The organism is Pseudoalteromonas sp. SR45-5 (assembly GCF_014163565.1).
In the GTDB taxonomy this organism is placed as follows: domain Bacteria; phylum Pseudomonadota; class Gammaproteobacteria; order Enterobacterales; family Alteromonadaceae; genus Pseudoalteromonas; species Pseudoalteromonas distincta.
Window position 1 is genome coordinate 1 of record NZ_JACJDN010000038.1, and the last position, 13739, is coordinate 13739.

Consider the following 13739-nt stretch of genomic DNA (forward strand, 5'->3'; position numbering starts at 1 on the left):
CCCGCCGAACGTGTAATTAAATCAGACACTTCGGCTGAAAAACCAGCACTGCCAGTCATTAATTTTTCAAGCGGTGCAATATGATAAAGCTTTGGAAAAAAGCCGTGGTATATCCAACTTAAACTCACTATGTAGCGAGCAAGTTGAATATAACCGCGATTATTTCCTAGCATTGTCAATACGCTCTTGTGCACTTGGGTGGCTAGATAAGTACTCTAATAAGTCATTTACTTTTTCTAGGTGTTCGTTTTCGCTGGTATGGCTTTCTTGCAGCGCTTCTATTGCATCAGCAAAGTCATTACTCGAATACCCAAGCGATTCTAATTGGGTGAGTGCAAAGCTATCTGCCTCGCGTTCCATATCTCGTGAAAACCCTTGCTGAGCAAACGATGCACCCGTACCTAATGCAACCTCTGCAACTCCCTCTAAATCACCAAATACAACTGCTAGTACAATCGTACTTGCGGCAGATTGTGCTGTAATACGTACGCTATGCTGGTGGACTACATGGCCCATTTCGTGTAGCAATACCGCTTTTAGTGCATTGGGTTTATCGGCAAGTAAATTTGCTAAATCATCGGTTACCACGATACGGCCATGGGGTAGTGCAAACGCGTTAGCACCAAAGCTGTCTGATTTATAAAACGATAACCTATAAACCGATTGATCAAGCGATAACGCATTAAGCATACTTGTAAAATGTGCTTGTACTTTAGTTTGCTGCTCTGCGGGCAGCTCACTTGGGTCAAGCGCAATCTTTTTAATTAGTGTAAAACTTTGCTCCCCCATCTGTTCCACAACATTACGTGGCAGGGTATCAACACTATAAACAGCAATGGCCGGTACCGCTTTATAAAGTACTAACCACATAAAAAGTGGTGTAAATATGACTGCGGCTAAAATTACCCATTTACTTTTTTCAAGGCGCTCCATTATGTGATGGTTATTTTCTTTAAATGGCCATCTGTAACTTACATCTTGAGGAATAAAACGACTGCCATCTTCAAAGTTTAGTTCGTCGGCAAGTCCTGCCATCCCCGAACTTAATTTAAGACTTGAGATTGCGTGGCGAGCGATAACGTGTTCATCGTTGATAACCTCAATGTGTGTGCCGCTAATAGTTGCAACACACACTTGATAGTTACTCGATGCGATGGGGAAAAAATGTCCCTTTACATGCATGGTGAGCTCTTAAGTTAGAGAAAGGTCAATATCAAATACGTTTGCAGCTTCTTCAGCAAATGATGATTGCTGTTCTTGCGCGGTATCGATTAGGTTTAATGCACCAGGATAAATAGTGACGTTAGTTACATCAGCGAGCATTTTTGATGTACGTACTTTTGTCCATGGGTATGCAAGCCCTAAAGAAAATACAATAGCCAACATATTAGTTAATAGTAAAACAGCGAAAGGAATTGGTTTTAGCTCTGATTTAAATGTAGCAACGCCTTCAAAATGGCTGTTATCAAAAATGTGATTTCTAATAGCGGCGTGCCATACAGCAGAAACAATGGCAATCATTAGCACATAGGCAATCATCATAAAGATAGGAAGCACAACCATCGCTGCAGAGTTTTCTAAATTTTGTTGGTTTTCAATATCTACTAAGTTGAGGCCAAATAATCCTAAAATCCCCATAAATACCACCATGGTGATAGAGCTCACTACAAAGCAAATAAGCGCTGTTAGGTAATAGGTTTCGCCTTTAAGATTTACAGTAAGAGGTTTATCGCCATAACTAATATTGCTATGGATATAACTATCAATACGTTTTATAACGTAAGGCATTAATAAATAAAGCGTAAATATGCTTGCAATAGGTAAAAGTATAAAGTTAACAAAGGCTTCGCCATAACTGCCTTTAAAAGCAAAGCGAACATTACGATGGCGGGTCATACGCAGATTAAAACGTAAGCCTTGGTTAATAATCCATGGCATTAAAAAGATAAAACCAAGAGCAATAAATAGGCCTAAAATAGGCATAAAGCTAATTGAGAATGTGTAAATAAAAAATACAACAACCGCTAAAATCCGACCTTTTAAAATTTGTATTGGTGTTGCTAGGTAGTCAAAACTATGGCCATCTATACGGGTGTGGCCGTAAAAATAGCGATGCGTACGTACTTTAGCCCACGCCGAATATATGCCAAGCGTAATAACGCTAAGTAATATATTTACAATCCAAATTCCAAAAAACTCACCACCTTTACCACTAAATTGCACTTTTCCGCTAAAAATTGGTTCAGCAGGTTCATTTATTGGTGGGGTTGTTTCAGATGGGGTAGGGTGTATTGATTCCATTAAATTATATCCATGTTGTTTTTTTGTTAATTTACCCATTTTTAGTGCAAAATTCAATGTTTATAATTATCCAACCCTTCTGCAAACAGCTATAAATAGGCGTTTTAAATATTGAGTTAAATACTCTAATACTTTTTTATAAATAAACCTCGCTGGTTTATTTATTTGGCTGGTAACTGGGGTCTTTAGCTTATTAATATGCGATTTAGCTACTATACATAGTTAGTGCTGCTTAAATGTAATGGCATTAATTATGTATTAAGCACACCTATGTACAATTAAGCTAATTGATTTATATGCCAAAATAATAGATTGTAAGAGTAGTGCGGATGTAAATTTATTTAGGTTTTACAGCTTTTATCACCGCTTTAAATAACATTAGGATATTTATTATGTTCCAAGCAGTCGTGTTAGGGGGGTTAGAGTTTAGCCCGCTGATTGTTTACTTCCCAATAGCATTTATTTTAACGGCGTTGACTCGTTTTGTTTTGCATCGACTAGATTGGCATGACCGTATTTGGAAAGTGGCTTGGTTTGAGGTGTCACTATTTGTTTGTTACTTGGCACTCGCCGTCTATTTATACCAATCTGTTTAATTAATTGAGCTATTTTGAGGCAAGAAAACCGTGTCGATAACAAGGCAAAAATTTCGTTATTTAGTTGTTCTATATCAGAAATTTTTAACACAGTTAGCGTCAGGTTTAAGCCCTCAAATTACTCAAGTATTATTGCGGGTTGGTATTACTAAGTGGAAGATAAATTGAATGATTAAATATCTGCGTATTACTTTTACTATCTTGGTTGTTATAGCTGCGGTTTTTGCTGGGCGTTGGGTATGGACTGACTACATGCATACTCCTTGGACGCGTGATGGGCGTATTCGAGCCGATATTGTCACGGTTGCTCCAGACGTGTCGGGTTGGGTAACTGCTTTAAATATTAAAGATGGTCAAAACGTACAAAAAGGCGAAGTACTTTTTAATGTTGATAAAAAGCGTTATCAAGCAGCGCTTGATAAAAGTAAAGCAAACACAGAAAACGCATTGTATACATGGGAACTTGCCAAACACAAATACGAAAGACGTGTTGAGCTAAACACTCAACAGGCAATTAGTGAAGAAACCCTAGAATCAACTCGTATTAATACTAAAATTGCTGAGGCAAATTATAACCTAGCCAAGACAGAGCAAACAATTGCGCAGTTAAATGTTGATAGAACTAAAATTGTTGCGCTTGCATCAGGGCAAATAATTAATTTGAATTTACGCCAAGGCAACTATGTAGCTCAAGGCACGCCTGTCTTTGCTATTGTTCAGTCAGATTCATTTTATGTAACGGGTTACTTTGAAGAGAGTAAAATACCGCTTATTTATCCTGATCAAAAAGCTAAAATAGCCCTTTTAAGTGGTGGTAAGCAATTAACAGGGCATGTAGTGAGTGTAGGTAAAGCCATTGCAAATACGAATACACAAAGTAACGGACAACTTTTACCGCAAGTGCAACAAACATTTAATTGGGTACGTTTATCGCAACGTATTCCTGTTGATATTAAGTTAGATTCATTGCCCGAAAATACACAGCTTAGCGCAGGAATGACCGCCACTATACATCTCGCTACGCGCTAAGGGGAATACAGTGGGCGTAGTATTCCAAAATTTGTTTTTTCCTAAAAAACAGGCAATTATTTTTGCGACTAAGGGTGTTATAGCCATGGTGATGGCGCTGACTATTGCTATGTCGCTTAATCTTGAAAGGCCTTATTGGGCGCTAGTCTCGGCTATATTTTTGCAATTACGCCCGCAAAGCGGATTAGTTATTGAAAAAGCAATTTGCCAAATAATAGGCACCATAGTGGGTGGTTTATTTGGCATATTGCTTTTAACTCAGCTAATTCTTTACCCTTATTTAGCGCTCGGTGCACTGGCATTATGGTTGGGGGTAAACTCTGCGTTATCGGCAATGGTACGCCAAGCAAACTTTGTTTATGCGTTTGCTATGGCAGGTGTAACAGCCGCTATTATTGTACTTTTAGTCATGGTTACTCCGGCAATGGTGAGCAGCCAGAGTATATTTGATATTGCACAAGCGCGAGTAAGCGAAATAATAATAGGCTCTGTATGTGCTGGGCTTGTGAGTCATCTATTTTGGCCTGTAAAGGTTAAACATTTACTGCAAACACAAGCGCGGTCGGTTATAAATCAAACGTTACATTATTTAGTTATTGAGCTTGATTCTAAGGGCTCGCACGAAAACCGTCACCAGCAAATAGATGGCATTATGGCAACATTGGGATCGATAAACGAAGATTCCAGCGCAGTAAGGTACGAAGGACCAAAAGGTCCAGGGCGCTCGCGTGCTGCAAATCAGTTGTCGCAAAAAGTACTTTCTTTATTGGCCTTAATTCAAATAATTGGCCGCCTACAGCGAAACCACGAAGACCTTATTACACCTACTTTAGATAAATTAATAAGTAAACTTAAGCACGTATTTGCGCAAATTAAAGAGTCTGACGATTTTGATTACTGCGCTGAACAAGTTAAAACGCTGCGTAAAGAGCTAACCGACTATAGAGCAAATACGGTGTGTGATTCGCCATTTGAATCTCACATGCTCAATGTGAGCTTAGAAGTAGCAGCCGACTTAACAATTTTACTACGCGCATACAGAGCGTTAGAAGAGCGTGATAAAACATTATTAAATGCACCCAGTATGCTTACATATCGCGACCCATTAGCTGGCATAATTGTTGGATTTAGAACTGCTTTGGTGTTTTCTATCGGCGCATTTATTTGGATTAATACAGGCTCTTCTGCTGCATTATTAATTATGATTTTACCGGTCATATTTTCGATAATGTTGGCGAGAATACCGTTAGCTATTTTACAGGTGGTAATAAAGCGTTTATTGGTAGGCGTGGTGGTTGCTGCTATTGTAACTATTTTTTACGCACTCAATTTATTATCACAAAGTGGTGGGCAATTAGAAATATTGCTACTTGTATTAGCAGGGCCTTATTTTCTGGGTTTACTGCTGCTAGCTGATCAACAAACATTGCCATATGGCTTGGGGTTTTGTATCCCATTTACGATTTTGGTAAGACCCAGTACCGATATGAGCCTTGCGTTTTCAATCGATTACACACTTAGCTCTGCCATGGCAATTTTTGCGGGGGTGAGTATTTTATTTTGGATTTTTCAGTTATTCACAGGCCCGAGTGTGCAATTACTTGTTCATCGTGTTTTTAAGGCCACTTATAAAGATTTACTCGAAATAAATAACCATCCAACCCCAAGTATTTGGTATAACCGCCGCATGGCCGATAGGTTAATTCGCCTAACTAATTACGATCAAGGTTCACACTCACGCGTAATTACTGATCTTGCACTAACCGCTCTAAATTTAGGGCATGCGTCGGTTCGATTAAACTCAATTTGTGAAAATTTGGCTGGTAATACAAAGCTAAAGTATTTAAATGAGTGGCAGCGTACATTAGCCGATGCATTTATGTTGGCAACCAAGGGCAAATTTAATAATAAGTTTAAGCAAGCGTCAGATAATCTTTATGGGGAATTGGCTCAGACGGTTGACGATTCAAATCAATTAGAAGCAATAAAAGGCATGTTTATTCGCATTAATCTGACCTTTGAAAGAAGTGCGAGTAAGATAAATTAGCCCCATTCGCTGCTTTTCGAGTTCAGATGTTATAGCGAAATCTGTTATACTTGCTGGATAATTTTATGGGGCTGTTATGATTTCAAAAAACCAACTCAAACTTATTCGCCAACTTGGCCAAAAAAAGTACCGAAAGCAATATAATCAATACCTTGTACAGGGTGAGAAAAACGTACTTGAGTTATTAAACAGCCCATTAAATGTGGTTAATATTTTTGCTACAAACGAATTTATAAATGCGTACCAAGGTAAGTATCAGCACGCTAATTTTATTGAAGCTGATGAAGAAGTCCTCACCAAAGCCAGCACGCTAGTTAGCAATAATGCAGCCATTGCTATTGTTGATATGCCAAAGGCAGCTTTACCACAAGCAAGTGGCTTAATACTCGCACTTGATGGCGTATCAGACCCTGGTAATTTAGGCACAATAATAAGAGTGGCAGACTGGTACGGTATTAAACAAATAGTAACTAGCACCGACAGCGCAGACGCTTACAACCCAAAAACAATTAGCGCCACGATGGGCTCATTTGTAAGGGTATCGGTAAGCCAAATAGATTTACCTGATTACCTACAGTCTTTAAATTTACCTGTTTACGGTGCTTTTTTAGATGGGCAAAGCGTGCATAAAACCCAATTTACGGGCTCAGGCGTTTTACTAATGGGCAGTGAGTCGCATGGAATACGCGAGACATGTGCAAAATTAGTAACTAATAAAATCACCATCCCCGCTTTTGGTGGTGCAGAATCGCTTAATGTTGCAATGGCGACCGGTATTATTTTAGATAATTTTAAACGACAAGCTTAACAATTTAACTGTTAATGAGTTAAATTGTTTGTAATCAATAACAATAATAATCGGTAATAACAATAAGATGCGCTTAAGCACTATTAAATTAGCGGGCTTTAAATCCTTTGTAGAGCCCACTAAAATTCCATTTCCTGATCAAATGACGTGTGTTGTTGGCCCCAATGGCTGTGGCAAATCTAACGTTATTGATGCAGTACGATGGGTGCTAGGTGAAAGCTCTGCTAAAAACCTGCGTGGCGACGCCATGACCGACGTTATTTTTAATGGCTCAACTAATCGAAAAGCCATATCACAAGCCTCTGTAGAGCTTGTTTTTGATAACGATAAAGGAAGTCCTTCAAACACATTTGCCGATCGAAACCAAATTGCTATTAAGCGTTTAGTAACGCGCGACGGACAGTCACTGTATTTTTTAAATGGCAGTAAATGCCGTAAGCGTGATATTACCGATATATTTTTAGGCACCGGTCTTGGTCCACGTAGTTACGCAATTATTGAGCAAGGGATGATCTCGCGCTTAATAGAAAGTAAACCACAAGAGCTGCGCGTATTTTTAGAAGAAGCCGCTGGCGTTTCTAAATACAAAGAGCGCCGCCGCGAAACTCAAACTCGTATAAAGAGCACTCGCGAAAATCTTGAACGTTTGTTAGATGTGCGTAAAGAATTACAAAGCCAGCTCGATAAATTGGCTGTGCAGTCGGTTGATGCAAAAAAATACCGCGAATTAAAAGCACAAGAACGTACGCTAAAAGGCCAAATTGCCGTTTTAAAATGGCAAAAGTTACATCAGCAGCAACTTGAAAAAAGTACCCAAATTAAAAAACTTAATGATCAAATTTTGTTTTTTAAAACCGCTAACTCAGGGCATGACGATGTACTTGCAAGCCTAGAGGGGCAAGTACAAGCCCAGCAAGATAAACTAAGCGATGCACAGCATCAGCAACATGTAATACACACCGAGCTTACTCGCGCTGAGCAACAACAAATCAATGTAAAGCAGCAAACCCAAACGCTTAAACAAAGTTTAATTAAATTACAGCAACGCCAAATTCGAAGTGCTGAGGTAAAATCGCAGCAGCAAATTGTGTGCGAGCAACTTAATGAAGCCCTGCAAGAGGCAAATGAAAACGCCTTAATATGTGAAGAGCAAGTTAGTGGGTTAACGCATGAACTTGAGGAATTATTAGCACTTAAGCAGCGCCACCATACTCATTGGCAAGCTTTGTGTGAGCAACAGCAACAGCTTAATAATAACGTGCAACTACATAGTAGTCACATTAAACAAACTCAGCAGCAAATAAGCCACGTTAACGAGCAAATTGATCAGTTAACTGTTCAGCTTAGTGAGCTACAAAGTAGTGATGTAGAGCAGCAGTTAATACAGCAAACACAGCAAACACAAACCTTAACTCAAGAACTTGCCGCTAAACAAACAGCACATACGAAGTGCACTGCTAAGCTTGAAGTGCAAAATGAGCTTGTTAATAACTCACAAAAACAATATTCGACGCTCACTCAAACAATAAACGAGTTAAAAGCCAGTATAACGGGGCTTAAAAGTACATTAGGGCTTGATGAGAAAAGTGAACGTACTAATGGTTTGTTTAATCAGCTAGGTGTTAAAGAAGGCTTTGAGCTTCTAATAGAGCAAGCACTTAAATCTTTAGAGCATTTAAATGTAAGTGAGCAGCAAGCTGATAACAGTGTGTGGCCAAATAGTGATAAAAGCATGCCAACAAATAGTTTAGCTACATATATAACAAGCGGTGTTTATCCAGAGCATTTAGCACGTATTGCTTATAGTGAAAGCGGTGATTTAGAAATACTAAAAGATAGTTTTTATACAGCCATTATGGATAAAAACGGTGCTTTATATGGTCGTAACTGGCATGTAAGTGCCGAATGTAATGCAGAAAACTCATTACTGTTAAAGCATAAGCAATTGCAAGATAAAGCGCAGCAATTAAATAATACCGAGGACGAGTTACAACAAGTAACACACACGCGTGACGTACATACAGCTGAGCAAATAAAGTTAGTTAACGAGCAAAGCGAGCTAAAAGAAGCCATACATGAGCTTGCGCAAAATATAGCGGTAGCCAGTACGCGCAGCGATATGCTCAAACAGCAAGTAGCACAATTTAAGTTACAACTAGAAAAGCTACAGCAACAAAAACAGCAATTCACCACTGCGCTTTTACAATTAAATACCGTGCTTGATGAGCAAGTAGCGCAATTTGAAGTGTTAAATGAGCAGCAACTTAACTTAGCGGATGAAATAGACGCTGCAAATAGCTTGCGCTCACAAAGTAATAAAAGTTATAGCGAAGCATTAAGCATGCTTGAGCAATATAAAACACAAGCACATAAGGCAACGCTCTCAGAGCAAAAGGCACGCAGTGAATGGCAGTTAAGCCAAACCAAATTGAGCCATGCAGAGCAAGAGCACGTTAGTGCATCAGAAGGTGCGCAAGAACTACTTAGTGAAATAGAAGAGCTGCTGATACCAGAGCAAGAACTTAGCGATAAAATTACGCAGCTCTTAGCACAGCATCAAAAAGGTGAGCAGGCATTAGTATTGCTACAAAAAGAATTAGCTCAGGCCAAAGAAAGCTTAAACACTAAGCAAGTAAGCCTTAAAAATTCACAAGGTGAGCTGGTGGGCTTGCAACAGCAGCACCAAAAGCTAACAATTGAAGAACAAAGCTTAGTAATAAAAGCGCAAGTTGCGCTTGAACCATTAGAAGAATTAAAACAAAGCTTAAAAGCGATACTTGATGAATTACCAGATTCATTAAATTTGAGCGCAGCGCAAAATCAGTTAACCGGATTTACTAATCAGTTAGATAAATTAGGTGCAGTAAACTTAGCGGCAATAGAAGAGTTTGATTTAGCCAAAGCTCGTAGTGATTATCTTGATAATCAATTAAATGATTTAACAAAAGCGTTAAGTACCCTTGAAGGTGCTATTCGTAAAATTGATATTGAGACCAAAACACGCTTTAAAGCGACGTTCGATCAAGTTAACGAAGACTTTGCTGAGCTATTTCCTAAAGTTTTTGGTGGTGGGAGCGCGTATTTAGAATTAACCAGTGACGATTTACTCGAAAGTGGTGTTAGTATAATGGCACGACCACCGGGTAAGAAAAATTCAACAATTCATTTGTTAAGTGGTGGAGAAAAAGCGCTGACCGCATTATCATTAGTGTTTTCTATATTCAGGCTCAATCCAGCTCCTTTCTGTATGCTGGACGAAGTAGATGCACCACTAGATGATGCCAACGTTGTGCGTTTTTGCCGTTTGGTTGAAGAAATGTCACAATCAGTGCAGTTTATTTATATTAGTCATAATAAAATTGCGATGGAAATGGCAGGTAGATTAACAGGTGTTACTATGGCAGAACCTGGCGTATCGCGTATGGTTGCTGTAGATATAGAGCAAGCTGTGCAACTTGCACACGCATAAATTTTTATAACAAGTGTATTAGTTTTTCATTAATATACAGGTTTTAGGCATATCAAATAATAAAAGGTGAGGGGATGGCCGAACAATTAAGATGGGTTTTAATCGTTATCAGTGTAATTGTCATTGGTGGTTTATTAATACATGGATTGTGGTCAGTTAGAAAAAAAGACCGCCCAGAAGTATCGGATAATGAACGGGTTGAGCCATTACAACAAAGCGCACCAGCTTCATCTAAACCGTTTCGTACTGAGGCTGAGCCAAAAGAGCCAATGCAAGACGAACGTGATGAGCCACAATTTGGCGAGCTTAACTTTGATGCAAATGAGCCGCAAATTGATACAAGCGTGCCAGAAACACCAATTGAAGACGACCTAGAGATAGTTGATGATCTTGAAACAAAAGATCAAAGTGCTGAAGAAGCGCCTACTCAAATGTCTGACTTTGTTATTGTGCATATTCAAATGCCAGAAGAGCTTAGTATGCAGGGCAGTAAATTATTACCAGCAGTTAATACTTTAGGTTTTAAATATTCTGAGGAAGGTTTTTTTAATCGCCACTTAGATCCGGCTGGCCAAGGCCCTGTTTTATTTAGATTAGTAAATATGTATAACCCAGGTACGTTTGATATTGATAATATGGAACAGTTTAGTACCGCTGGGGTAAGCTTATTTATGACGTTACCGTGCGACGGCGATGGTCTAGCGGCATTTAATATGTTGCACAGCGCAGCTAAAAAGTTAGCGGATGAATTTGGTGCACAAATTTTAGATGCTGAGCGAAATGAAATGACAGTAGAGCGCATCAGGCAATATGTTGAACAGGTTCGTTCTTTTTCAGCGTAAATAACGCATACATTATATTTTTATAAGCCACTGGACGGTGAATCGTCAAAGTGGCTTTTTTTATGTTTATTGAGGTTTAAATGTCTAGCAGCATTAGTGAGCAAGTTAATCATCTTCGTACTACATTAGAGCAACACAACTATAATTATTATGTGCTCGACACCCCCAGTATTCCTGATTCTGAATACGATAGGTTATTACGCGAATTAAGCGCACTAGAGATGCAGCACCCTGAATTTTTAACCGCCGACTCTCCGACACAAAAAGTAGGCGGTGCCGCACTGAGTAAATTTGAGCAAGTAGCGCACCAAGTACCCATGTTATCGCTTGATAACGCGTTTAGTGAAGAAGAATTCACTGCGTTTAATCGTCGTATAAAAGAGCGCTTAATGAGTACTGATGAGCTTACTTTTTGTTGTGAGCCAAAACTTGATGGATTAGCCGTATCAATTATTTATCGTGATGGTGTGCTTGTACAAGCGGCTACGCGGGGTGATGGCTTTACCGGTGAAAACATTACTCAAAATGTTAAAACCATTCGTAATGTACCGCTTAAGTTACGTGGTGATTACCCAAAAGAGCTTGAAGTGCGCGGCGAAGTATTTATGGACAGCGCTGGCTTTGATAAATTAAATACTGAAGCGCAAAAACGCGGTGAAAAAGTATTTGTTAACCCGCGTAATGCAGCCGCGGGGAGTTTGCGTCAACTCGACTCTAAAATTACCGCTAAACGCCCACTCATGTTTTATGCGTACAGCACCGGGCTTGTTGCTGATGGCAGCATTCCTGAGGATCACTATCAGCAATTAGAAAAGTTAACTGATTGGGGGCTACCTTTGTGCCCAGAAACAAAATTAGTTGAAGGTCCTAAAGCCGCGCTCGAGTACTACAGCGACATTTTAACGCGCCGTGGTGAGCTTAAATATGAAATTGATGGCGTAGTAATAAAAATAAACCAAAAGGCCTTACAAGAGCGTTTAGGCTTTGTGGCACGTGCTCCTCGTTGGGCTATTGCGTATAAGTTTCCGGCGCAAGAGGAAATAACCCAACTACTTGATGTTGATTTTCAAGTCGGTCGTACTGGCGCCATTACACCTGTTGCACGTTTGAAGCCTGTTTTTGTGGGTGGCGTTACCGTATCAAATGCAACGCTTCATAACAGTGATGAAGTTGCACGTTTAGGCGTAAAAGTAGGCGATACAGTTATTATTCGCCGCGCAGGAGATGTAATCCCACAAATAACGCAAGTTGTACTTGAGCGCCGCCCTGATGATGCCAGCGATATCGAATTTCCAGTAACTTGTCCTATTTGTGACTCTCATGTTGAAAAGGTTGAAGGCGAAGCTGTCGCTCGTTGTACGGGGGGGCTTGTATGTCCTGCACAACGCAAACAAGCAATTAAACACTTTGCGTCACGCAAAGCGCTGGATATAGACGGCCTTGGCGATAAAATTGTTGATCAGCTGGTAGACAGAGAGCTTATAAAAACACCCGCTGATTTGTTTATTTTAAAACAGGGACATTTTGAGTCACTTGAACGCATGGGACCTAAGTCAGCCAAAAATTTAGTAACAGCCCTTGAAGAGGCGAAAGGCACTACGCTTGCTAAGTTTTTATATTCATTAGGTATTCGCGAAGCAGGTGAGGCAACAGCACAAAATTTAGCTAATCACTTCCTTACCCTTGAAAATATAATAAATGCCAGCATTGATAGTTTAACGCAGGTAAGTGATGTAGGCGAAATAGTTGCAACGCATATTCGTGGCTTTTTTGATGAAGAGCATAATTTAGCAGTTGTTAATGCGCTTATAGAGCAAGGCGTAAACTGGCCAGCGTTGAGTGCACCTTCTGAAGAAGAACAACCGCTTGCTGGGCTTACTTATGTACTTACTGGTACGCTAAATACGCTTAATCGTAATGACGCAAAAGCACGCTTACAGCAACTAGGTGCTAAAGTATCTGGTAGCGTATCAGCGAAAACTGATGCGTTAGTCGCGGGTGAAAAAGCGGGTTCAAAACTGACTAAAGCTCAAGATTTAGGTATCGACATACTCACGGAAGATGAATTAATTGAGCTGCTTCAAAAGCATAATGGTTAGGACGCAACAATGAGCCGATACGGTCCAGAATACTGGGATAAGTACGGAAGTTACCGAACTCCTATTGCATTTCATTTAAGTTTGCTTGTGCTATTACGTGGCTATTTTATTTGGGTAATTGCGGCTTTAAGCCGCAGGCCTGAACTGGATTTAATGTCGTTATTTTTTAAAAATAAAAATGATTTTTTTATCGCAATAGCAATTGGAAGTATTGCAATAATACCGACTATTTTATTTTGTTTACGCAGACCACGAGATTCACACAGTGCGAGCGATAAGTTAGCAAAAATATGGCGGCATATGCGCTGGCCCCTTATTGTATGTGCTGTTGTTGATTTAACATGGTTAAGTATTCAAGCCGCGCATAGCCATTATCGATTTTCATCATTTTTAGCAGTACAAATGATGATTGTTTTATGGGTATTGTGGTATTTGGTGAAAAGCCGTTATTTAACCGTTTTTTTTAATGATTGGCCTGAGCCGACAGAAAAAGCATCAGAAGAAAAAAAGCGACTTAAAAGGGATTAGTTGTGGACGCTGTAAATAAA

The 13739-nt window shown here is 39.6% G+C and carries 10 protein-coding genes; 8 read left to right on the forward strand and 2 right to left on the reverse strand.

The window, feature by feature from the left end:
* Positions 1 to 159: 159 nt before the first annotated feature.
* Both H5072_RS02940 and H5072_RS02945 read right to left on the reverse strand, forming a co-directional pair.
* Positions 160 to 1182, reverse strand: a complete 1023-nt coding sequence (locus tag H5072_RS02940) for a M48 family metallopeptidase (protein ID WP_182692627.1) — start codon at positions 1180 to 1182, stop codon at positions 160 to 162.
* Positions 1183 to 1191: 9 nt separating this feature from the next.
* On the reverse strand, positions 1192 to 2301 hold the full coding sequence (locus H5072_RS02945; RefSeq protein ID WP_182692634.1) for a YjgN family protein: 1110 nt from the start codon (positions 2299 to 2301) through the stop codon (positions 1192 to 1194).
* 392 nt (positions 2302 to 2693) lie between these two features.
* On the opposite strand from H5072_RS02945, the gene H5072_RS02950 reads away from it, so the two are divergent.
* From H5072_RS02950 to H5072_RS02985, 8 genes are all read left to right on the forward strand, one after another.
* On the forward strand, positions 2694 to 2897 hold the full coding sequence (locus H5072_RS02950; protein WP_002958577.1) for a DUF1656 domain-containing protein: 204 nt from the start codon (positions 2694 to 2696) through the stop codon (positions 2895 to 2897).
* A 168-nt stretch (positions 2898 to 3065) separates the two neighbouring features.
* Positions 3066 to 3926, forward strand: coding sequence for an HlyD family secretion protein (locus H5072_RS02955; RefSeq protein WP_182692628.1), 861 nt, complete (start codon positions 3066 to 3068; stop codon positions 3924 to 3926).
* 10 nt (positions 3927 to 3936) lie between these two features.
* Positions 3937 to 5973, forward strand: coding sequence for an FUSC family protein (locus H5072_RS02960; RefSeq protein WP_182692630.1), 2037 nt, complete (start codon positions 3937 to 3939; stop codon positions 5971 to 5973).
* A gap of 76 nt (positions 5974 to 6049) precedes the next feature.
* Positions 6050 to 6781: an RNA methyltransferase gene (locus tag H5072_RS02965; RefSeq protein WP_024605436.1), complete on the forward strand. Its 732-nt coding sequence runs from the start codon at positions 6050 to 6052 to the stop codon at positions 6779 to 6781.
* A gap of 67 nt (positions 6782 to 6848) precedes the next feature.
* Positions 6849 to 10250 (forward strand): chromosome segregation SMC family protein, encoded by a 3402-nt coding sequence (locus H5072_RS02970; protein ID WP_182692631.1) that lies wholly within the window; start codon positions 6849 to 6851, stop codon positions 10248 to 10250.
* Positions 10251 to 10324: 74 nt separating this feature from the next.
* Positions 10325 to 11092, forward strand: coding sequence for a cell division protein ZipA (gene zipA, locus H5072_RS02975; RefSeq protein ID WP_154903395.1), 768 nt, complete (start codon positions 10325 to 10327; stop codon positions 11090 to 11092).
* 80 nt (positions 11093 to 11172) lie between these two features.
* Positions 11173 to 13191, forward strand: a complete 2019-nt coding sequence (gene ligA, locus H5072_RS02980; protein ID WP_182692633.1) for an NAD-dependent DNA ligase LigA — start codon at positions 11173 to 11175, stop codon at positions 13189 to 13191.
* Between the two features lie 9 nt (positions 13192 to 13200).
* Positions 13201 to 13719 (forward strand): DUF2919 domain-containing protein, encoded by a 519-nt coding sequence (locus H5072_RS02985; protein ID WP_024605439.1) that lies wholly within the window; start codon positions 13201 to 13203, stop codon positions 13717 to 13719.
* Positions 13720 to 13739 lie beyond the last annotated feature (20 nt).